This is a genomic window from Holdemania massiliensis AP2 (genome assembly GCF_000327285.1).
Lineage (GTDB): Bacteria > Bacillota_I > Bacilli_A > Erysipelotrichales > Erysipelotrichaceae > Holdemania > Holdemania massiliensis.
In genome coordinates, this window is the sequence record NZ_HE998567.1 from 1,115,177 (window position 1) to 1,135,213 (window position 20,037).

Sequence of the window (20,037 nt, forward strand, 5' to 3'; positions counted from 1 at the left end):
AAAAAATTACCGGAATAAACTGCCTGCTTGACAAGCGTGGACATTCGTTAAACATGATAAAATGGTAAAAAAGAATGGAGTAATCAAAGATGAAATCTCTTAATCGTCAAAATTATCCGCTGCCGCAGCGGCCAATTCGCATTCTGCAGTTCGGCGAGGGAAATTTCCTGCGCGCCTTTGTCGATGATTTCATATCTCAGTTAAATGAAAAAACCGACTTTAACGGCAGCGTCTGTGTCGTGCAGCCGCGGCCGCACGGACGAGTTCAGGATTTAATGCAGCAAGATGGCTTATATACGCTGCTGCTGGAAGGAAAAAAGCAAGGGCAGCCAATCCGTGATGTGCGGATGATCGATGTGATCGAACAGGGCATTGATCCCTACACTGACTACGCCGCTTTATTGCAGCGGGCCGCTGATCCGCAGTGTCGGATCCTTATATCCAATACGACAGAAGCCGGAATCACCTATGTTGACGAACCGGTAACGCTGAAAACCTGCCCGCAGAGCTTTCCGGGCAAGATTCTCGCCGTACTGAAGCAGCGTTATCAAACCTTCCACGGGCAACGGGATCAGGGCTTTGAGATTCTCTGCTGTGAACTGATTGAAAACAACGGTGATACCTTAAAAGACATTGTTTGCCGCAAAGCCCGTGAACAGAGTGAGCCGCAGGCGTTTCTGGATTGGATTGAAGCAGCCAATCATTTCTACAATACGCTGGTTGACCGCATCGTTCCCGGTTATCCCAAAGAGCTGGCCGCCGCCTTGGAAGCAGAACTGGGCTATCACGACGCTTATCTGGTGAAAGGCGAAATTTATCACAGCTGGGTCATTCAGGGTGATCCTTCTTTAACCTCCGTTCTGCCGCTGGACAAGCTGAACGAGAACATTATTTTTACCCGTGATCTCACGCCATACCGCGACCGCAAGGTCGCGATCCTCAACGGATCACATACGTGCATGGTGCCCTTAGGCTTGCTGGCAGGGCTGGAAACGGTGAAGGAAACAGTCGAAGATCCGCAGATCCGTGCCTTCCTTAAAGCTTTCTTAAAAGAAGAAGTCTGGCCGTCGCTGAATTTCAGTGAAACGGAGCTGGCAGCCTTTACTGCCGACGTCTTTGAGCGCTTTGAAAACCCGGATATCCGGCATGAACTCATGAGTATTTCCCTGAATTCCATTGCCAAGTTCAAGACGCGAGATCTGCCGGCGATGCAGCATTATGTTAAAACACACAAGACCTTGCCGCCGCACGGCTGTTTCGCCTTAGCTGCGCTGATCGTTTTAATGAGCCGGCGCCAAGCTGACGGCACGCCGCTGGTCAGCGAAAGCAATGAAGTGCTGGCCTGTTGGCAGGCTTGGGATGAGCACCAACCGGAAGACACAGTGCAGGCAATGCTGAATCTGCCGTTATGGAAAACCGAATTTTCCGCCCTGGAAAATATCGCTGAACGCTTATCCGCGATCATCCGCTCCATTACCACGCTCGGTCTGCGCGAAGCGATGACCAAGGAGGTTCATGCATGAAAAAAACACTGCACATTCAGCCCAACGATAATGTAATCGTCGCCCTGGAGCCGCTCTATGCCGGGGAAACCGCTGCCGGCATCACACTGCTTGAAGATATCCCTTCCGGCCATAAGTTTGCCTGTCTATCCATTGCTGCCGGTCAGCCCGTCATCAAATATGGTCAGCCGATCGGACACGCGACGGTTTCCATTCAACCTGGACAATGGGTTCACAGTCACAATTTGAAAACCTCCCTGTCCGGAACGCTGGATTACCAATACAATCCGGTTTCCATTCCGATCGAGGCCCGGCCCGGCAGCCGTCCGGTCATGGCCTATCGCCGTGAGAACGGCACGATCGGCATCCGCAATGAATTATGGGTCATCGTGACAGTTGGCTGCATCGGCGATACTGCCCGCAATATCGTCAACACCTTCCGGCAGCGTCATCCGCTGGACGACATCGACGGCATCTTCACCTTTAATCATCCGTTCGGCTGTTCCCAGATGGGACAGGACCATCAGAATACCGTGAAGATCCTGCAGGATATCGTCACCCATCCCAATGCCGGCGGTGTGCTTGTGCTGGGGCTGGGCTGTGAGAACAATCAGCTGAAACCCTTCTATGACCGCCTGGAACAGATCAATCCGCAGCGCGTGCGCTGTCTGAATTGCCAAGACGTGGAAAATGAGGTTCAGAGCGCGGTTGAGCTGCTCGAACAGATTTACCAGGCCATGCGTCATGACCGGCGTGAAGTCTGCGATCTCAGCGAATTCTCCTTCGGCTTAAAATGCGGCGGATCGGATGGCTATTCCGGCATTACCGCGAATCCTCTGCTGGGGCGCTTCTCGGATAACCTTGTTCGCTATGGCGCCAACATTGTGCTCAGTGAAGTCCCGGAGATGTTCGGGGCTGAACAGCTGTTGATGAACCGGGCTGCAGACAGGGCAACGTTTGATAAGCTGGTGGCGATGATCAACCGCTTTAAGGACTACTTCCTGTCCAATCATCAGGTCGTTTATGAAAATCCATCGCCGGGCAACAAAGCCGGCGGCATTACCACGCTGGAGGAAAAGAGTCTGGGCTGCATCCAGAAAGCCGGCACGTCGCAGATCAACGATGTGCTTGATTACGGAGAGAGGATTCAGAAAAAAGGCGTCAGCCTCGTGTATGGGCCAGGCAATGACCTCGTATCCACAACCACGCTGGGCGCCTGCGGCTGTCAGGTTGTCTTGTTTACAACCGGCCGGGGAACCCCGTTCGGCGGCTTTATTCCAACTTACAAAATCGCGACCCATTCTGAACTGGCGGCTCGAAAACCGCATTGGATTGACTTCAACGCCGGCATTCTGACCGAAGGTGTCACGCTGGATGAAGCGGCAGAGCAGTTAGTAGAAGATCTGATCACCGTGCTGGAAGGGAAGAAAACCCGCAACGAAATCAGCGATCTGCGCAGCATCGCGATCTTCAAGCAGGGGGTTATCTGTTAGATGGACGTCATTCTGTATGGATTGATTACCGTTGTGCTGTCGCTGACCTTATTTCAGGCCTTTCGGCTGCGCAAACATTATCGGGGTACATTGTATCCAGCACTGTTCGCCAATTATCTGGAATACTTCTGGCGCTATCAGTTCCGTCAGGATTTATCCTTCAGCAGCTGGCTGAAACAGGAGCTGGGGGTTCATCGGTTATTGTATAATTCTGTAGTAGATCAAAATGGCCATGTGGAACAGACTTATGTCACCCTGCTTTGTACGCGCGGGGTGTTCGTGATCCGTGATGTGCGCAGCGAGGGACAGATCAGCGGCAAGCAAAACGACAAGCACTGGATTGTCCGCCGTCAGGCTCAGGATGAAACCAAAAACTATCGAATTGCCAATCCTGCCGCCGGCCTGCACCAATACAGCCGCTATCAAAGTCAGGCGTTGGGCGGGGTAACCTGCAAGGAAATCTTAGCCTTTCCCGATCCAGCCGATCTCACACAGGCTAAAAGCGACGTTTGCCTGCTGCATTATAATGAGGTTGTCCGCTGGATCAAGCAGCAGCCGGAAAGCTTCAGCGAGCCGCAGATCCTGACAGCATTTGAAAAAGTGTCAAAGAAATAACATGCAGCAATCCTTTCAACGGCTTGCTTATTTGTCAGAGCTGTTTCTCATCGCTGTGAATAGGGCGCTGAGCACACCGCTGCAGGTGTTGTCCGTTTCAGTATAAAGGAGAAAAATGAAGATGGCATTTCTGTTATTGGCGCTGGGTCTGGCACTCGTCATCGCCTCTAAAATTGTATATAACAAGCGCTGTATCGCCGGTCAGGGGATTCCCTACAATCAAAAGGAAAAGCTTCTGCTTTATGGCGGTTATGGGCTGTTGGGCATTGCCTTTGTGCTGGCCGTATTCAATTTAGCTTAGGTTCACGTTTCACCAGGGGCGTCTCTGTGGTTTCATGCGGACGTCCTTTTTCTTATTCAATTAGACAAACTCGCTCAGCTGTATTTGCGGTTTTGGCTTAACTCTGCTATACTTGCAATCAAGTTTAGGAGGATGATTATGGCATCAGATCCCGGCGGCAACGCCATCGCCATGCAGCTGTTGCTGCTGGTACTTCTTACGTTAGTCAACGCTTTCTTTGCAGGCGCTGAAATGGCTATCGTTTCCGTGAATAAAAACAAAATTAAAATGCTGGCTGAGAAAGGAAACAAGAAAGCCCGGCTAATTGAAGGTCTGTTTGATGACTCAACGAAATTTCTGTCAACCATTCAGGTCGCGATCACCTTTGCCGGCTTCTTCTCCAGTGCCTCCGCCGCAACCGGTATCTCTCAGGTGCTGGGGGCGTGGATGGCGCAGTACGGCATTCCGTACAGCTCTACAATCGCGGTCGTTTTCGTCACGATTATTCTTTCGTACTGTACGCTGGTTTTCGGTGAATTGGTTCCCAAGCGCATCGCGCTGCAGAAAGCCGAACAATTCAGTTTGATGTGCGTGCAACCGATCTTGATTATTTCCCGTGTCCTTTCTCCGTTTATAAAGCTGCTTTCCTTATCGACCAACGGCTTTTTACGCCTGCTCGGCATGCAGACTGAAAATCTCGAAGAAGAAGTCAGTGAAGAGGAAATTCGCTCGCTGGTCCACAGCGGCCGCGCCAGCGGTGTCTTTGATGAGTCGCAGACGGAGATGATCGATTCGGTCTTTACCTTTGATGATAAAACTGCCCGTGATGTTATGGTGCCGCGGCAGGAAGTCGTCATGCTGGATATGGATGAGCCAATCCGGCCGCAGTTAAAAGAGCTGCTGAGTACCCGTCTGAGCCGGTTTCCGGTCTATCGTGAAAACAGTGATAACATTATCGGCATTTTGAATATAAAAGACTTGATGATTGCCATTTCGGAAGGAAAAACCGAACAGCTGGAACTGGAGTCGCTGCTGCAGAAGCCTTATTTTGTCCCTGACAGCAAGCCGACGGCTGAACTGTTTCGAGAAATGCAGAAAACCCAGTACCGCATGGCGATTCTGATTGATGAATTCGGCGGATTCAGCGGGATTACCACAACAGAGGATCTCGTGGAAGAAATTGTCGGTGATCTGTATGACGAATATGATCAGGAAGAACCGGAGCTGATTCAGTTAAGCGCCAATGAATATCAGATTGACGGACTGATGAATCTCGATGAGTTGAATGAAGAACTCGGTTTAAATCTGGAAACTGAATATTACGATACGATTTCGGGTTATTTAATCGAACAGCTGGGCCAGATTCCGCAGCCGAACGAACATCCGGAAATTCAGATTGGTTCCCTGCGCTTTACCGTTTTGTCCATGACCGGTAAGCGCATCGCCAAGATCCGCCTGATGCTGGATTCCAGCTCTGATTCAGAGAGGACAGAATCCAATTAATTTTAAAAAGTTCGTCTGAACACAACAGCGAACTTTTTTATTTCAGCTCTGGCTCACTCGCTACGGGATAGTTCAAAAAAGCGCATACTTAATCAATTAAACGATTCTGATTGCCTTTTTAAAACCGGCGTCCTTAATCCATGCGCCCAGTGAAAAATACTCATTCATCCGATCCTGCATCACCATAAACCAATGGAAATGAAGGTCAAATTAACACCCTGCAACGCAAAGTTGACAATGTGCATTTCAAGAGTGATAGATAAGAACATCGCTATTTGATAAAATTTGATTATTAAATAGCTGGGAGGAAATGAAAATGACATTATGAGAGAAACTATTTAAATTAAGAAAAGAAAAAGGATTTTCACAAGAAGCCTTAGCGGAGAAGCTCAATACGACCAGACAGGCAATTAGTAAGTGGGAAAATAATCAAGGCTATCCAGAAACAGAAAAATTACTTATGCTTAGTAATATATTTGAATTGTCTGTAGACGATTTACTTAAAGAAAACACTGGGTCTCTCTCTTCCAATGAAAATGGATATTATGTGAGTAAAGAATGTGCAGAGGGTTTCTTGAGTTTTCACAAAAAAAACAACGAAGCGTACGGCTGCGGGTGTTGCAATCATGGTGTTCGGCGGCGTTCCCTATTATCTTTTTATTGATCATCGCTTGGTATCTGTAACGCTTGCCAGTATGTTTCTTATTGCTGGACTTGCATTTCTAATGAATATGTCGTTGATAGAAAATCCGTATAAGAAACTAAAAAGTGAGCGCCTGCTTTTTGACCCGGCTTACTTTTCGAGTTTAGCAAAGACGTATGAAACCTATAAAAGAAAGTATATCGCCCTTATTCTTTTAGCTATATGTCTGATACTCCTAGCTGTTATCCTGGAATTTGCGAATATCGCTAACTTCCCTTTGGTTGAAATTCAATGTATCTTAGTTGCAAGTTCGGTTTACTTATTTATATATGGAATTGGAATTATCGATGCTTATGATGTATTGTTGCGAAATGAAGAACGTATGGAATCCCTTTATTGGAAATTCATTAAAAAGCTAAAGAAATAAGTGATTTCCCTATGCTGCGCACAGTGGCAGGGAGTTCGCGTTCAATATCCCTTATGGACATCCGTATTAACGAACTGCTTTAAGCAGCGGACAGCGCACGGTCATTTTATCGGAAGGAAAGGTTCCCGGAATAAAACAAACGGTCATACCAGCCTTTCTTTTTTCACTTGTTAGGAATTCTGTTTTCTTTTCTTACGAAATTCTTCATAAGTTTTTCCGATTGTTTTTCAATAAATCTGATATACTGTATCTACAAAAGCAATTAAGATGCACAGGAGGACAGCCCTTATGAACGATCGTGAAGATTTTGATCCGATTCTTATGTTTTTTATCACCTTCTTTTTCGGAGGTTTTGGTGTTCATCATTTTCTGCGCCGGCACTATGGCTTAGGCGTGCTTTATTTCTTTACGTTTGGTTTGATGGGGATCGGCTGGTTCATTGATACGATTCGCGCCTTTATCGCGATGTTTAAAACGTCGGATGAACCGCGCCGTGACGGGCGGCGCTGCCGCCAGTGCGGGCGCCGGATCGAACCGAGCCGCAATTCCACATTATGCGCGCATTGCGAAGAAAAAATGGAACAGGAATATCTGCAGATTTCCAAACATTTCACGCGCGTGATCGATGAAGTTGAAAAAGGCCAGCCGCATTTAGAGGGTTATCTGCGCCGCTTTGATATTTTGAATAAAGATGTCGAACAGATGTGGGATCTGGCTCAGGACATTGATGTTGAACCGCCGTTTCATCAGCGTGATCTGCGGCAGGCCATGGATCGTAAATTCGTAGAAGCGGTGAGTATGCGGATTTCGATGGCACTGGAGAAATCTCAGATCACAATGGATGCTGCAAAGTTAAGACAGGAGTTAATGGGATTGACTGAAGAATTGATCGACTGCAAATACCATTTTCCTAAATATGCTGAACTGATTACCCCGATGATCGAAAAGACCAAAGAAACGTTGAATAAAATTTAGATTCGGCAAAGAAGGCGGCGATTTGCCGTCTTTTTTTCTGCGTATTTAATGAAGAAATCCCGGCTGGAAAACCATGGGTTTCATAGTTTTTATTTCTTTGCCATGGCTCAGAAAATTCAGAAATTTTCTAAAACCTTTGACAAGCACTGAGGTATCCGCTATAATATAAAAGCACTTGGAGAATTGGCCGAGTGGTTTAAGGCACCATCTTGGAAAGGTGGCGAAGTGGCAACGCTTCCGTGAGTTCGAATCTCATGTTCTCCGCCATGTGTAAATAAAGGCTTAATCAAGCCTTTTTTCTTTGTTTTTACTGATATTTTTTAATAATTCTTCAGAATTATCAGTCAGCTTTTGTGTTATGCTAAGAACAGTTTTCAAAGGAGGCGCCCTCATGGATTTAACCATTATGCATTGGATTACTCAGGCTTTTCAATCGCCGGTGATGACCGCTGTCATGCGATTTATTACCGGTTGGGGAAATCTGGGCGCCCTGTGGATTGGTTTTGCATGTTATTTCTATTTTATTAAAAAGGATCGGCGGACAGCGGTATTTTTGCTTTTAGCCGTTGTGCTGACCTGGACGCTGAATGATTTACTGATCAAACAGCTTGTCGACCGGCCGCGGCCGTTTATGACGCATACGGAGCTGCCGGCGCTGATCACACAGCCGACATCCAGTTCCTTTCCTTCCGGTCATACAGCAACCTCTTTTGCGGCGATGATGATTTTATTTGCCTGCGGCGGTCATTATCGCTGGCTGGGCTTAGGCAGTGCCGTGCTGATCGCTTTTTCCCGCATCTATCTGCATGTTCACTATCCATCGGACGTTCTGGCAGGCTGCCTTGTCGGAATTTGCGTCGGAGCCTTATGCGTACGGCTGATGAAGCAGTACCGTTTAACCCCGGCGCGTGACACCTCTGAAAAGTGATAATTTCTACTTGATTTCAGCTTGGGGATCGGATATAATAAATAAGCACATGAATTCCCCAGGTGGCGAAATTGGTAGACGCAAACGACTCAAAATCGTTCGGTAGTGATACCATGCCGGTTCGAGTCCGGCCCCGGGGACCATTGATAACTCAATCAGACGTTTGTCTGATTTTTTTTATGTTGATTCATGATCCTGTTTAACTCAAAGATGCAAATTTCAATGAGACCTTACTCAAATCGTTTCTCTTTTGTCTGGCTGAAGTGAGTTTTTTTCACTGCAAATAAAAAAGTCCCGCAGGACTTCTAGCGGGCGGAACGTTGTTTCAGCCGGGTCAGAATCAATTCAAAGACCAGCGCGGTCAGAAAGACACAGAACAATGAAAATCCCAAACCGCTGTAATCGCCGACCCGAGAATAACCGTTGATGACCGATCCAATTGTGCCTGCGACTCCAACTGCCGGACCGATGACCACAGCGACCGCAAAGTTAGTTTCACTGCGCATGGCAATCCACGAGATTATGCGGGTTGCAGCACTGGGAATCACCGCACTGCTGATCACCTGAAAGGACGTACAGCCGGTCGAGCGCAGCGCTTCAATCGTCCCTGGATCGACTTCCTCAAAGGATTCACCATAGCTTTTAACAAAGAATGCCCAGCTGTGAAAAACCATGCCGACAATCGCCGTGGTGGATGTCAGGCCATAACCGGAAATAAACAATAACACCCAGATAATCGTCGGAACCGCCCGGACAAAGCTGGCCAGCGCTTTAATTAGATTGGAAAGCCACGGCCAGGATAGATTGCGTGCGGCCATCAAACCAAACGGCAGGCCAATCAAGGCTCCCAGCACGGTAGTGATAAAACCAAGGATTACCGTATTGATTAACAATGCCAGGATGGACAGCTGATCTGCAAACGCAATCTTATCAAAGCGGAAAAACTCAGTGGCAATCTTTGCCGCGACTGCCGGTGAAAATTGATCCCATTTATAATTAGCAGCAAAGCCAAGAAAGAAAATCAAGGAAAACAGAAATGTGACTCCTACGGCCAGCACCAGCCAGGAAGAAACGTCTTTTTGACTCAGCTGGTAGCGGCCGCTCCGCGTTTTCTTCAGCGGCACTGCAGGCGCCTGAATGTTGGAAGCTAACGTACTCATTGCAGAATCCTCCTCCGTATTTGAGCTGAAATCTGATCAAAAATCAAGACTGCCGCGACAACCAGGACAATCGCAACCAGCAGCGACTGAAATTGGCGGAAATGCCGGTAATTGCCGATCAGATATCCAATTCCTCCCCCTGCCAGCATGCCGATAATCGTTGAGGACCGAATGTTGTTTTCTGCGGCGTACAAACTCCAGGAAATCAGGGCCGGCAGCGTTTCCGGAACCACGGCATTGAAAATAATCTGCCAGTAGGAAGCCCCGGTGGCTTCCAAGGCTTCGATACAATCCATACTCGTTTCATCCATCGCATCCGCATACACCCGGGCCAGAAAACCAAATGAAATAATGCTCATGACCAGATAAGCAAGAAATTCGCCATACCAGAAACACATCAATAGGACAATCGCCCATACCCCTTCCGGGATATTGCGGGTGAGTGACGCCAGCATCCTGATTATTAGGGTTAGGGTCTTATTCTTTGACGTTCGTGCTGAAATCGCCAAAGCCGCAAAGAAAGCCAGAATCATCCCCGTTGCGGCGGCTGCTAGGGCAATCAGAACCGTAACGCCCATTTCCTGAATCATCCGCCCTAATTCACTGAAATCCGGCGGCAGATAGAGCTGGATAAAACGCGTAATCGCGGCTGGAAAGTGAGTGATCATCAAGATCCAGTCAAACTGAATGCGCTGAGATCCCGCCACCGTCAGCAAGAACCCGACGATGAGAAAAGCCGCAGTACGGATGCGTTTTTCCCGAAAGTAACTCATGCCTGACCTCCATGTCTGAGCAAATCCTCTAATCCTTTACCATAAATCTTTTCAATGACCGCATCATCCAAGTCCTGAGGTCTGCCAAAGAACACCACTTCCCCCTGATGCATACCGATAATCCGGTCTGAGTAATGCAGCGCAACATCCACCTGATGCAGATTGACCAGACACGGAATGTTCATCGAGGTTGCAATATCCCTGAGATATTCCATGATCACTTTTGAGGACTGCGGATCCAGTGAAGCGATCGGTTCATCGCACAGGATCATCTTCGGATGCTGAAGCAGAGCGCGGGCAATCCCGACCCGCTGTTTCTGCCCGCCGGAAAGCTTAGAGCACTTCTCATACAGGCGATCCTGCAGACCCAGCATCTGCAGCAGCCGCTGAGCCTCCTCAACATCCTCGCGGCGGTACAGCCCGAGCGTGCTTTGCAAGGTGGAATAGCTGCCCAGCCGGCCATGCATGACATTTTCCAACACGGACAGACGATAGACCAGATTGTAATTCTGAAAGATCATGCCGATATTCTTCCGAACCTCTTTCAGCTGCTTTTTGTCAGCTGCCGTTACATCCTGATCCAAAAACAGAATCTGTCCTTCGCTGGCTTCGATCATGCGGTTTATGCAGCGAAGCAAAGTCGATTTTCCCGCTCCGCTGGGTCCAATGATCGAAATCAGTTCACCTTGACGGACATCGAAGCTGACGTCATGCAGGGCCTGAACGCGATTATCATACACTTTGGATACATGCTTCAGCGATAAAATTTCAGTCATGCGGCGTTCTCCTTTCGCGATTAACCTTCATCCTTATACATTTCAAACAGGAAGTCATAGAAATCTGCCGGCTGCTGGACAAAGCGGTTCAGCGCCGGATTGTCGGTTTCATAGAAGAAGCCGTTTTCCGCATCAAAGAAGTTCTCAACCGCATTTTCCGGTGTCAGATTCACGAAGTGATCGATCAAGGCTTTCTGCTGATCAGCGTTAATATAATCTGAGTTCACCCACAATGGGCCATTGGGAACATCGACCGTATCAATGATATACAGCTGATCCAGGTACTCATCCCCATACTGGCAACAGAACGCACCGGCATAAACCTTATCCGTAACGATCAGCTGAACACTACCCGGATGATTGCCGCCGAACTGGACTTCCGAGAACAGTCCGCCTTCCTTCTCTGTTTTTTCAAAAATCTGGGCTTTCTCCGTCACTTTTTTCAAGCCGTCAGGTCCGAATACCATATACAGTGAGGTTGTCGGAACTAAGCGGCCGGATGTGGAAGTGGCACTGACAAAGGAGAAGCTCTTGCCTAAGAGCTGCTCAAACATTTCATCACGGCTCTTGCCTTCAAAATCTGCTTTATTTTTGATATCGGTTGCGATGTAGGCTTTGTAGACCGCATGATCCAGATCACCTTTGCCATCTCCATCGGCATCTTCGCCATAGGTAAACAGCGGAATCACTGCATCATCTGCCATATGCGCGGCGGCAAAGGTCGCGCCTGACTCCCAGGCAATCTGAGCCGTACCGGTCAGAATCGCTTCCGATACTGCGGAATAATCATCGCAGACGATGCCTTCGACTTTGACGTTTTCTCCTAATGCATTCTGGATTTCAGCGACCAGCATTTCATTGGTTTTCGACAGACCTGTCGATTGTTCGTTCGGCAAAAAAGCAACTGTGATTTTTTCCGGTGCCGATCCGCCGTTCCCTGTCGATGGAGCTGCCGAACAGCCGGCTGTCCCCAGCAGACAAGCTGCCAAGACTATCGTTGTGAATTTTTTCATTCTTGTCCTCCTCGTGTCTTCTTCGCTTCTTCAATGAAGACAGGCCTATTTTATCAAGGGATCAAGGAGTCAGGATTGAGTCACCGTTTCTTCTCGGTTAAGCTTTTTAAACAAATGTTAATGGATATTAACAGAGCCCGAATAATAAAACCTTGCCTATTGCTTCCCATTGGAACTTAAACCAACGGCATTCAAACGGATTAGCTGAATTCTCAGTTAAGCTAAAATTGAAAAAGGCTAAAAATCGCTGATTCTGCCTGACTCTTGCCATTCATTTCAATAAGAACAGGCTGAAGAAGCCATCACAGCCTGTCATCCTCCGTTCTTATCGTAAACTGATTGCTGCCTTTTGATTCACCTTATCAAACGGATGCGACGTCAGACTTCGTTTTACGTTTCCGTTGCTTCTCGTTTTCTTCATTCTTATCGGCATGATCCCCACAAAGAAAGCCGCTTTCGCGGCTGATTCTCTATTCTTGAGCATGCCGATCTGCCGTTAAATCCGGTTGACCGTCAAAAATTTATTTACAATCTGGGTATATAAGTCCCGGCTGCCGGCTGCTAAAAAAGGAACTGAGGTGCTGTACAGCGCCTGCCGGTCATGAAACGGCAAACCCCAGGCCCCGCCGGTTTCATTGATCAGAATTGCCGCTGCAGCATAATCCCACGTCTTCAAATGGGCGGAAAGATAGACATCCAGCTCCCCGGCCGCAAGCCGGCAGAGGCACAGGGAGGCACAGCCGCTGCTGCGGTGTCCGCGGATATGCGACGCCAGTTTTTCCAGCTGAATCCCATACTTGCTTTTTAACAGCGCTATGCTTTTCAGGCTGACATCGGCTACACATCTGGACAGCGGCTTATCCTGCGGCAGCTTTGCCAATCGTTCCCCGTTTTTCCACGCTCCGCCGCCGGTAATGCCCAGATACAGATCATCCGTTTCAACATCGTAAACCAAACCAAAAACCGGACGTTCTTCCTCATAATAAGCAATGGAAATCGTATAATCCCGTTTCCAGGTAACAAAATTAGTCGTTCCGTCAATCGGATCAATAATCCACGTCTGCGTTTTCGGCTTATAGCTTACCCATTTTTCTTCCGTCAGAAAGCTTTGGCCTTTAAAACGCTTGCGGATCGCAGAAACCAGCAGTTTTTCCGTCTGCTTGTCCGCATCGCTGACCAGATCGCCGACATCATGATTTTTTAAATGGATCTTTAACTCATTCCGTGAACGGCTGCGCAGCTGGGCGCCGGCTTCGCGAATCAAAGCCTGTGCAAAGATTAGTTTTTCTTCCGTCGACATAATCGGTCCCCTTTCCAGCTGATGGTTCCGATCGGCGGCTCTTTGCCGTAACGGCCATGATTGTCGCTGCCGGCGGTTTCAATCAACCCTAAGGCCATGGCTATTTCATGCAGCTGCATCACCTGGCTGAAAGAATGGGAACTATGCCCTGTTTCAATTCCATCCAGGCCCAAATCCTTCCATTTCCAGATCTGTTCGATGCAGCCTGAAAGACCGGGATGTGCCAAAACAGCGAGTCCATGATCGGCGTGGATGGCTTCCATCGCCTCCTGCACCGATGGAAAGAGGATCGCCCGTTCGCAAATTCCACCGTTTTTAAAGGTTTTCCTGTAGAAATCACCGTGAAGACTTTCGGCAATACCTTTTTCCGTCAGGACGTCCATAATATGCTGCTTATAAATCCACATGCTGTGACCCAGCCGTTCGATCACTTCCTCAACCGTGATCGGATATCCTGCCCGCTGCAGCTGTTCAATCTGCCACATTGAGCGCTCCTGCTGCTGAAGCAGCGTCTTATGGCAAAGTCGGCGCAGGTGAACAGCCTCCGGATCAAAATCATAGCCCAAAACATGGATGGGACGTCCCTGTTCGTCCTGCGCGCTGACTTCAACGCCCAATACGATTTCCAGATCCGGACTCAGCTTTGCCGCCTGCAGCGCCCCCTCTACGCAGTCATGATCGGTCAGGGCGATCGCTTCCAGATTTCGCTGACGTGCCTGATTCAAAATTTGTTTTAAAGTCTGGTCTGAATCTGAGTAATCCGAATGAATGTGGTAATCCCAGCTCATGCATCCATCGCTCCCGACTGCATGTTATAACGGCGGTCGCAGAGATTCTCCATGAACTCCAGGTCATGAAAAATCCCCAGCATTGTCGTCCCTTCCTGCTTCAGCTGTTCAATCAGATTGCGTACCTTGCGTTTGGAATGTTGATCCAAAGAAGCTGTCGGTTCATCCAGAAGCAATAACCGCGGATGCTTGACCATCGCCGAAGCGATATTTAAGCGCAGCTTTTCACCGCCTGAAAAGGTGTTGGGATAGGTATCCCATAAGCTTTCATCGAGTTCAAAATGACGTAGGATCGCTTCGGCTTCACGCAGCGCTTCCTCGGCTTTACCGCCCATTTCCAGCACCGCATTTTCAACGATCTGACGCGCTGTCGTGCGCGGCATCAGCTGTAAGAATTGTGAAACGTAGCCAATTTCATAACGCCGCAGATAAAGGATTTGGCGTTCTGACGCCTGACACAGATCGATCCAGCCATATTTCTCGCTGGCATACCAGATTTCGCCGGTCTGCGGCAGATTCGTGCGGTAGATGCCTTTGAGAATCGTTGATTTCCCGCTGCCGCTCTTTCCGGTAATGCCGATAAACTCGCCTTTGTTCAACGTCAGACTGACATGTTGGCAGGCATGGATCGTCTTGCCGCTGTTGTAAATCGTAAATTGTTTTGACAGATCGCGGATCTGCAGACAAATCTGTTCATTGTGTTTCATACGTATCTCCTCGCCTTGTGGCTGAATCTGTTCTTCTGTCCGTTGAGGCCTTGCCGATTAAATTCGATAGTGGGTTTCACTGACGACAACGCCGTCGACCAGCACATGCGTGATCGCCGGGAAATGGTTCGGCAGCTCCTGAACAATCAACAGATCCGCTTTTTTCCCGACTTCAATGGAACCCACCCGATCCTCAATGCCGACCGCTTTCGCCGGATTCAGCGTGGCCATCCGCACCATTTTCGGGAGTGTCTGGCCCTGATGTTCCATCATGAAGATCGCATGCAGAATGCTGGCCGGATAGTAATCCGAGCACAGGATATCCGCAATTCCGGCTTCAATGGCCTCACTGGCCGTGAGATTGCCGGCATGCGAGCCGCCCAACAGAATATTCGGAGCACCGACTACCGTCGCCATGTTGCGGCGATGGGCTTCAGCACAGACCTCCATCGTAATCGGAAATTCTGAAATCGTCGCGTGGAAATCCTGAACCACATCCAGCTTTTCAATCGTATCGTCATCATGGGAAGCAATCGCAATTCCCTTTTCAAAGGCTTTGTCAGCGGCGGCCTGAATCTTGTCGAGCGTCAGTGTTTCATGGTGCATGCGGCGGCGGAGTTCTTCCTCCACCTGCGCTTCACTCAGACCTTCGTCCGCAATGTAGGACAATTTATAAATCTCCAGGTTACGATACTGGCCCTGACCTGGTGTGTGATCCATAAAGGAAAGCAGATGCACATAGCCTTTATCAATAAAATCCAGTACGTCTTCATAAGCATCGATATTATCCAGCTCAAACCGCAGATGAAAACGATGGTGAATTAAATGCAGCTGATTGTGACTGCGGTCGATCAGCTCCATCAGTCGGCGGACATTTTCCGGACGGCGCATCGCCTTTTTGCCGGTGTTTTTTAATAACGAAATGGAATGAAACATCGTCGTGATGCCATGCGCCATCAGTTCTTTTTCATATTCGTATAAGGCCAGCTCAAAGTCGATCACACTGGTTACACGTGGGGCGATCATCTGTTCGACGTAATCGGAATGAATATCGACAAAGCCGGGAATCAGCCAGCCGCCGTAGCCGTTAATCTGTTCGTCAATTTCCCCTTCGACAGGAGAACCTTCCGGCTGAATTCTGAGGATCTGATCTTCGCGGATCACAACCTGGCAGCCGTCGAGAATTTCTTCGGGCGTCACAATGCGGACGTTCGTAATCAGTTTCATTCAACTTTCCTCCTAAAGCAGTGAATACACTAACTGCTGAGTGTAGGGATGCTGCGGATCTTCCATGATCTGATCGGTCAGCCCCTGCTCGATGATCCGGCCTTCGAGCATGACGATCGTGCGGTCTGCCAGCATCCGAATGACAGCCAGATCATGCGAAACGACAATCATCGAAACACCGCTTTCCCGCTGGATTTGTTTAATCAGATCGAGAACATTCGCCTGAACGGACAGATCCAGGCCGGTTGTCACTTCATCCAGAAGCAGCACCGGCGGGTTGTTGGACAGGGCTTTGGCAATCTGGACACGCTGCTGCATACCGCCGGAGAACGTCTTCGGTTCATCCTTGCGGCGATGGGCGGGAATATTGACGCGATCCAGCAGCGTCACGCCGCGGTTTTCCATCAGAGCCACATTGCGGCAGCCGGCGGCGATCAGTTTCTCCGCAATGTTGCCGATCGAGGAGAAATTCATTTTGAGACCGAGATACGGATTTTGATAAACCATGCCCAGCACGGTATTGCGGATAAACCGCTGCTGCTGGGAAGATTCAGTAAACAGATTGGTGCGGCCGTCCTTATACGTTCGGATCGTTGCCGAACCGCTGCTGACCTCCTGGTCAAAATACAAACAACGCATCATCGTGGATTTCCCGCTGCCTGATTCCCCGACCACACCGAGAATTTCACCGTCGTACAGATCAAAGTTCAGATCGCGGCAGGCATAGACCGTACCGCAGTGCGGACAATAATTGCCGACTAACGCGTCGGTTCTGCCATCCTGACAATGGATGCAGCCCGTACCGAACTGCTTGTAAAGATGACGCACGCTCATGAGCGGTGTTTCCATGACTTCCATTAGTTTTCCTCCCTGCGGTTGCGGCGGTTCATACAGTAACTTGTATCATTGCATTGATAGCGAACGGTGCCGTCTGCATCCAGAATTTCATCCAGATAGACATGTTCTGCCCCGCACAAGCTGCACTTCTTCCCCTCAAAGCTTTCCGCTTCAAAAGGAGCGTCCTCAAAGTCGAGCGAAACAACTGAGGTGTACGGCGGTACGGCATAGATTTTTTTCTCCCGGCCGGCTCCCAAAAGAATGAGAGCTTCGCTGTGATCCATTTTCGGATTGTCAAACTTGGGAATCGGCGAAGGCGCCATGACATACCGTCCGGCTGTACGAACCGGGTGATCGGCGCCGGTGGCCATCCGCCCGTATTTCATGATCTGTTCAAAAAGCATCAGCCAGGCTCCGCTGTATTCCGCCTCCGCATGCAGCTTTTTTGTCAGTCTTTCACTTGGCTCCACAGACCGCAGCGGCTCCGGTGTCGGAACCTGAAGAACCAGGATTTGTCCGGCACTTAACGGCACTTCCGGAATTCGATGGCGCGACTGGATCAGCGTGGCCTGCTCGGTATCCTGGGTAATCTGAACCCCGGTCGTGGAGGTGATCAGATTTTTAATGGAAATCGCATTCACGCTTTCATCACTGCCCTGATCAATGACTTTCAGATGATCTTCCGGCAGGATGCAGGACAGCGTCAGCTGCAGTCCGCCGGTGCCCCAGCCGCGGGCAATCGGCATTTCCCGTGAAGCAAAAGGAACCTGATATCCCGGAATCGCGACAGCCTTCAAGGTAGCCCGGCGAATCTCACGCTTGCTGCCTTCGTCAAAAAAGGCAAAGTTGATATGCTCGTTCATGCTTTTTCCTCCCTGACTTTCCGGGCGCTGTTCAGTTTGGCCTGGAATGTAACGTAATGCGGCAGTTTTAAATGAGAAATGAAACCGGTCGCCTCGATGCTGTCGACATGATAAAGGACGAATTCCTCATCCGAAGTCGCAAAGCTGCTCTCCGGATGCATTAAGCATTGATCCAGAATGCTCATTGCGATCGCTTTGGTTTCGTTCTGACCGGCCGCGATGCCGTAGCCAATTTCAAAACTGATCTGCTTCCTGCCGTCCTCAGTCCGACGGGTCACCGGAATTAAACTTTCCACTTCCGTCACTTTGATCTCGCCGATCACATACTCGTTTTCTTCATCATCCCCATTGGCCGGGTCCGCTATCGTAATCGGCAGCCGGCCGACACGCAGCTCGCACACCGTCGGATGGGCTACACCGTATCCGCGCAGCGAAGCATAGCCCAAGGCTGTCACGGCCTGGGTCATGCCGCGGGTCAGAATCTGCAGCCGCATTGAACGCGGGCAGGGAAAAGTCAGTGTTTCCTTGGTCGCATCCTTGGGTTCGCTGTCATCCGGCTCGATCGGGTCAATGAATCCCTGTGAGCGCAGATAATCCGTCACTTTCGGCATCTGCATCGATTCCGGTGCGATGATCGTGTCCGTGTCCGCTTCTTTGAACTGCTGAAGAATTTTTTGAATTTGTTCATCGGATTCCTCCAACAGATCAAAATCCAGAAGCCGATGGGTATAATCATAAGAAGTTCCCAAAATCTGACCGCCGGGAATATCTTTAAATGCCGCTGAGATCCGGCGTTCAATCTGCATGTCTGCACTCTCAACCGTCGTTGAATAATAACGGCGCGGCAGCGTGGAACGGTATGCCCGCAGAAGAAATATGGCTTCCTCCATTGAGCCTTCCGCCTGCTTGATCGCTAAAGCGGCCAACGATGGACAATAAATTGAGCCTTCACTCATCACCTGATCCACTAACAGGCGCATTGAGTTCTCAATTGTTTTGACAGAGGCGGCCTTACCGGAGCGCAGCCGTTCCTGCTTTAAACGGAGAATACTTTGTTCAATGGCGATCTTCCCGCCCTTTACGGCTACATAGGCCATGTTTCTGCCTCCTTGCTTATTTGAGTCGTCCGCGGCAGACAGAGAATTTGCCCTTGGGGATCAACAAATATGAGATCCACCCCTAACGGAAATTCAGCATTCTTTTCTGCCCGGGCTTCAATCCAGCCAGCTCGGGTTTCAATCTGACAGCGGGTAACATCCCGGATTCCCGGCCCTTTCAGCACCAGCTCCCCGCCGCTTTTCAAAGCGCTGCATTCCACGATCAGCGTCGCACCCAGCTGCGGATCTTCCAGCGTTCCGCCGCTGACCTGCTCCATCACCGAGGGCAGAGCTGCGGCTACCGATTTCGTAAGCAGCACATACGCCGCCTTTTCCATCGGACGGATCGGACAGTAAGTCAGCTGGCTGATTTTTCTTTCGAGAGCTTCATCCGCACTGAAAGCACAGAAGGTCGTATCCGCATCCAGCAAAAGCTGAATCAGACATTGGGCTGCAGGCAAACACCCTAGATCCAGACGGATCATCGCTGCCTCTTCCGACAGCGACTGGATTGTTCCGGGCCGCGCCATCGCATCCAGTACCTTGCGGTAAACGCGGTGAAGACTGTAAACCTGATCTTTATTCATTGACTTCTCCTCATTCCTTGTCCATGGTTTCAAAGCTGACGCGGGTCTTTAAGATCTGCTTGTTCTCCTGAATTCTTTGTTTTTGCTGCAGCTGTCCCTGTTCGCGGATCATTGCGGTGAGCTGTTCGCAGCATTTCAAAGAAGCATTGTAGGCGGCGTCAATCACAGCCAGACAAAGACTTTTTTCTAGCTGATTTTCCTGCAGAATTCCGATTCCCAGAACTCCTTCCACCTCTGCCTTGCACTCGCTGACCACCATTTCCGTCAAATAGAACAGACTGCTTTGAGCACTCTCCCGCATTTTGACCATAACCAGGGACAGCTGCGGATCCTCAACGATCCGCACTGGATGTTCGCTTTCAATTTTCTGTTTCAGCAGAGTCAGAAAATCCAGCGGACAATGAATCAGAATTTGTGTGCGTTCTTTTCGTTTCATTCTCCAAGTCCTTTCCTCAGATAACATCGCCATTGTATCCCATTTCGCAAACACCTTTGTAAACCGCCCGTTAAGAGTTGTTTAAGTTTAAATCAACGCTTCCCGCT

The 20,037-nt window shown here is 49.3% G+C and carries 21 protein-coding genes, 2 tRNA genes and 1 pseudogene; 11 read left to right on the plus strand and 13 right to left on the minus strand.

Annotation, left to right across the window (positions count from 1 at the left end; genetic code table 11):
* The first annotated feature begins 89 nt into the window (after positions 1-89).
* The 11 genes and pseudogenes from BN162_RS05225 (at position 90) to BN162_RS05270 (ending at position 8,509) form a co-directional block, all read left to right on the plus strand.
* Positions 90-1,523, plus strand: coding sequence for a tagaturonate reductase (locus BN162_RS05225; protein ID WP_020224034.1), 1,434 nt, complete (start codon positions 90-92; stop codon positions 1,521-1,523).
* On the plus strand, positions 1,520-2,995 hold the full coding sequence (locus tag BN162_RS05230; RefSeq protein ID WP_020224035.1) for a UxaA family hydrolase: 1,476 nt from the start codon (positions 1,520-1,522) through the stop codon (positions 2,993-2,995). The genes BN162_RS05225 and BN162_RS05230 overlap by 4 nt, the downstream gene beginning before the upstream one ends.
* Entirely contained in the window at positions 2,996-3,610 is a 615-nt protein-coding gene (locus BN162_RS05235) for a hypothetical protein (protein WP_020224036.1), read from the plus strand.
* A 121-nt stretch (positions 3,611-3,731) separates the two neighbouring features.
* Positions 3,732-3,911 carry a hypothetical protein gene (locus BN162_RS05240; protein ID WP_020224037.1) on the plus strand — a complete coding sequence of 60 codons (180 nt, stop codon included), beginning with the start codon at positions 3,732-3,734 and terminating at the stop codon, positions 3,909-3,911.
* Positions 3,912-4,049: 138 nt separating this feature from the next.
* Entirely contained in the window at positions 4,050-5,393 is a 1,344-nt protein-coding gene (locus BN162_RS05245) for a hemolysin family protein (protein WP_020224038.1), read from the plus strand.
* A gap of 388 nt (positions 5,394-5,781) precedes the next feature.
* Positions 5,782-6,057: pseudogene (locus BN162_RS19220) on the plus strand (helix-turn-helix transcriptional regulator); the annotation flags it as partial.
* The gene (locus BN162_RS18295) at positions 6,020-6,463 is read left to right on the plus strand and encodes a hypothetical protein (protein ID WP_020224039.1); all 444 of its coding nucleotides are present in this window, start codon (positions 6,020-6,022) and stop codon (positions 6,461-6,463) included. The pseudogene BN162_RS19220 and the gene BN162_RS18295, both read left to right, overlap by 38 nt.
* 288 nt (positions 6,464-6,751) lie before the next feature.
* Positions 6,752-7,438, plus strand: coding sequence for a TM2 domain-containing protein (locus BN162_RS05255; RefSeq protein ID WP_020224040.1), 687 nt, complete (start codon positions 6,752-6,754; stop codon positions 7,436-7,438).
* 177 nt (positions 7,439-7,615) lie between these two features.
* Positions 7,616-7,705, plus strand: a tRNA-Ser gene (locus BN162_RS05260).
* Between the two features lie 124 nt (positions 7,706-7,829).
* On the plus strand, positions 7,830-8,366 hold the full coding sequence (locus BN162_RS05265; protein WP_020224042.1) for a phosphatase PAP2 family protein: 537 nt from the start codon (positions 7,830-7,832) through the stop codon (positions 8,364-8,366).
* A gap of 56 nt (positions 8,367-8,422) precedes the next feature.
* Positions 8,423-8,509 (plus strand) — tRNA-Leu (locus tag BN162_RS05270).
* Positions 8,510-8,671: 162 nt separating this feature from the next.
* Here BN162_RS05270 and BN162_RS05275 read toward each other — a convergent pair.
* The 13 genes from BN162_RS05275 to phnG all read right to left on the minus strand — a co-directional run bounded on the left by BN162_RS05275 (position 8,672) and on the right by phnG (position 19,930).
* Positions 8,672-9,526, minus strand: a complete 855-nt coding sequence (locus BN162_RS05275) for a PhnE/PtxC family ABC transporter permease (RefSeq protein ID WP_020224043.1) — start codon at positions 9,524-9,526, stop codon at positions 8,672-8,674.
* Complete coding sequence (locus tag BN162_RS05280) at positions 9,523-10,299, minus strand: PhnE/PtxC family ABC transporter permease (protein ID WP_020224044.1); 777 nt, start codon at positions 10,297-10,299, stop codon at positions 9,523-9,525. The genes BN162_RS05275 and BN162_RS05280 overlap by 4 nt, the downstream gene beginning before the upstream one ends.
* Positions 10,296-11,075, minus strand: coding sequence for a phosphonate ABC transporter ATP-binding protein (gene phnC, locus BN162_RS05285; protein ID WP_020224045.1), 780 nt, complete (start codon positions 11,073-11,075; stop codon positions 10,296-10,298). Before phnC ends, BN162_RS05280 begins: the two co-directional genes overlap by 4 nt.
* 20 nt (positions 11,076-11,095) lie before the next feature.
* A complete protein-coding gene (locus tag BN162_RS05290; RefSeq protein WP_020224046.1) occupies positions 11,096-12,088 on the minus strand; it encodes a PhnD/SsuA/transferrin family substrate-binding protein in 993 nt (330 codons plus the stop codon).
* Between the two features lie 496 nt (positions 12,089-12,584).
* Positions 12,585-13,388, minus strand: a complete 804-nt coding sequence (locus tag BN162_RS05295) for an inositol monophosphatase family protein (protein ID WP_020224047.1) — start codon at positions 13,386-13,388, stop codon at positions 12,585-12,587.
* Positions 13,367-14,176 carry a PHP domain-containing protein gene (locus tag BN162_RS05300; protein WP_020224048.1) on the minus strand — a complete coding sequence of 270 codons (810 nt, stop codon included), beginning with the start codon at positions 14,174-14,176 and terminating at the stop codon, positions 13,367-13,369. The genes BN162_RS05295 and BN162_RS05300 overlap by 22 nt, the downstream gene beginning before the upstream one ends.
* Positions 14,173-14,883 carry a phosphonate C-P lyase system protein PhnL gene (gene phnL / locus BN162_RS05305; protein ID WP_020224049.1) on the minus strand — a complete coding sequence of 237 codons (711 nt, stop codon included), beginning with the start codon at positions 14,881-14,883 and terminating at the stop codon, positions 14,173-14,175. The genes BN162_RS05300 and phnL overlap by 4 nt, the downstream gene beginning before the upstream one ends.
* Positions 14,884-14,940: 57 nt before the next feature.
* On the minus strand, positions 14,941-16,110 hold the full coding sequence (phnM, locus tag BN162_RS05310) for a phosphonate metabolism protein PhnM (RefSeq protein ID WP_020224050.1): 1,170 nt from the start codon (positions 16,108-16,110) through the stop codon (positions 14,941-14,943).
* A 12-nt stretch (positions 16,111-16,122) separates the two neighbouring features.
* Positions 16,123-16,968: an ATP-binding cassette domain-containing protein gene (locus BN162_RS05315; RefSeq protein ID WP_020224051.1), complete on the minus strand. Its 846-nt coding sequence runs from the start codon at positions 16,966-16,968 to the stop codon at positions 16,123-16,125.
* Complete coding sequence (locus BN162_RS05320) at positions 16,968-17,810, minus strand: alpha-D-ribose 1-methylphosphonate 5-phosphate C-P-lyase PhnJ (protein WP_020224052.1); 843 nt, start codon at positions 17,808-17,810, stop codon at positions 16,968-16,970. Before BN162_RS05320 ends, BN162_RS05315 begins: the two co-directional genes overlap by 1 nt.
* On the minus strand, positions 17,807-18,907 hold the full coding sequence (locus tag BN162_RS05325) for a carbon-phosphorus lyase complex subunit PhnI (RefSeq protein WP_020224053.1): 1,101 nt from the start codon (positions 18,905-18,907) through the stop codon (positions 17,807-17,809). Before BN162_RS05325 ends, BN162_RS05320 begins: the two co-directional genes overlap by 4 nt.
* Positions 18,895-19,494: a phosphonate C-P lyase system protein PhnH gene (gene phnH, locus BN162_RS05330; RefSeq protein ID WP_020224054.1), complete on the minus strand. Its 600-nt coding sequence runs from the start codon at positions 19,492-19,494 to the stop codon at positions 18,895-18,897. The genes BN162_RS05325 and phnH overlap by 13 nt, the downstream gene beginning before the upstream one ends.
* A gap of 10 nt (positions 19,495-19,504) precedes the next feature.
* A complete protein-coding gene (gene phnG, locus BN162_RS05335) occupies positions 19,505-19,930 on the minus strand; it encodes a phosphonate C-P lyase system protein PhnG (protein WP_020224055.1) in 426 nt (141 codons plus the stop codon).
* Positions 19,931-20,037: the final 107 nt, after the last annotated feature.

Excerpts from the sequence above, each read along its gene's own strand:
- BN162_RS05225 (WP_020224034.1), top strand. The coding sequence starts at position 90 with ATGAAATCTCTTAATCGTCAAAATTATCCGCTGCCGCAGCGGCCAATT.
- BN162_RS05230 (WP_020224035.1), top strand. The coding sequence starts at position 1,520 with ATGAAAAAAACACTGCACATTCAGCCCAACGATAATGTAATCGTCGCC.
- BN162_RS05235 (WP_020224036.1), top strand. The coding sequence starts at position 2,996 with ATGGACGTCATTCTGTATGGATTGATTACCGTTGTGCTGTCGCTGACC.
- BN162_RS05240 (WP_020224037.1), top strand. The coding sequence starts at position 3,732 with ATGGCATTTCTGTTATTGGCGCTGGGTCTGGCACTCGTCATCGCCTCT.
- BN162_RS05245 (WP_020224038.1), top strand. The coding sequence starts at position 4,050 with ATGGCATCAGATCCCGGCGGCAACGCCATCGCCATGCAGCTGTTGCTG.
- BN162_RS18295 (WP_020224039.1), top strand. The coding sequence starts at position 6,020 with ATGGTGTTCGGCGGCGTTCCCTATTATCTTTTTATTGATCATCGCTTG.
- BN162_RS05255 (WP_020224040.1), top strand. The coding sequence starts at position 6,752 with ATGAACGATCGTGAAGATTTTGATCCGATTCTTATGTTTTTTATCACC.
- BN162_RS05265 (WP_020224042.1), top strand. The coding sequence starts at position 7,830 with ATGGATTTAACCATTATGCATTGGATTACTCAGGCTTTTCAATCGCCG.
- BN162_RS05275 (WP_020224043.1), bottom strand. The coding sequence starts at position 9,526 with ATGAGTACGTTAGCTTCCAACATTCAGGCGCCTGCAGTGCCGCTGAAG.
- BN162_RS05280 (WP_020224044.1), bottom strand. The coding sequence starts at position 10,299 with ATGAGTTACTTTCGGGAAAAACGCATCCGTACTGCGGCTTTTCTCATC.
- phnC (WP_020224045.1), bottom strand. The coding sequence starts at position 11,075 with ATGACTGAAATTTTATCGCTGAAGCATGTATCCAAAGTGTATGATAAT.
- BN162_RS05290 (WP_020224046.1), bottom strand. The coding sequence starts at position 12,088 with ATGAAAAAATTCACAACGATAGTCTTGGCAGCTTGTCTGCTGGGGACA.
- BN162_RS05295 (WP_020224047.1), bottom strand. The coding sequence starts at position 13,388 with ATGTCGACGGAAGAAAAACTAATCTTTGCACAGGCTTTGATTCGCGAA.
- BN162_RS05300 (WP_020224048.1), bottom strand. The coding sequence starts at position 14,176 with ATGAGCTGGGATTACCACATTCATTCGGATTACTCAGATTCAGACCAG.
- phnL (WP_020224049.1), bottom strand. The coding sequence starts at position 14,883 with ATGAAACACAATGAACAGATTTGTCTGCAGATCCGCGATCTGTCAAAA.
- phnM (WP_020224050.1), bottom strand. The coding sequence starts at position 16,110 with ATGAAACTGATTACGAACGTCCGCATTGTGACGCCCGAAGAAATTCTC.
- BN162_RS05315 (WP_020224051.1), bottom strand. The coding sequence starts at position 16,968 with ATGGAAGTCATGGAAACACCGCTCATGAGCGTGCGTCATCTTTACAAG.
- BN162_RS05320 (WP_020224052.1), bottom strand. The coding sequence starts at position 17,810 with ATGAACGAGCATATCAACTTTGCCTTTTTTGACGAAGGCAGCAAGCGT.
- BN162_RS05325 (WP_020224053.1), bottom strand. The coding sequence starts at position 18,907 with ATGGCCTATGTAGCCGTAAAGGGCGGGAAGATCGCCATTGAACAAAGT.
- phnH (WP_020224054.1), bottom strand. The coding sequence starts at position 19,494 with ATGAATAAAGATCAGGTTTACAGTCTTCACCGCGTTTACCGCAAGGTA.
- phnG (WP_020224055.1), bottom strand. The coding sequence starts at position 19,930 with ATGAAACGAAAAGAACGCACACAAATTCTGATTCATTGTCCGCTGGAT.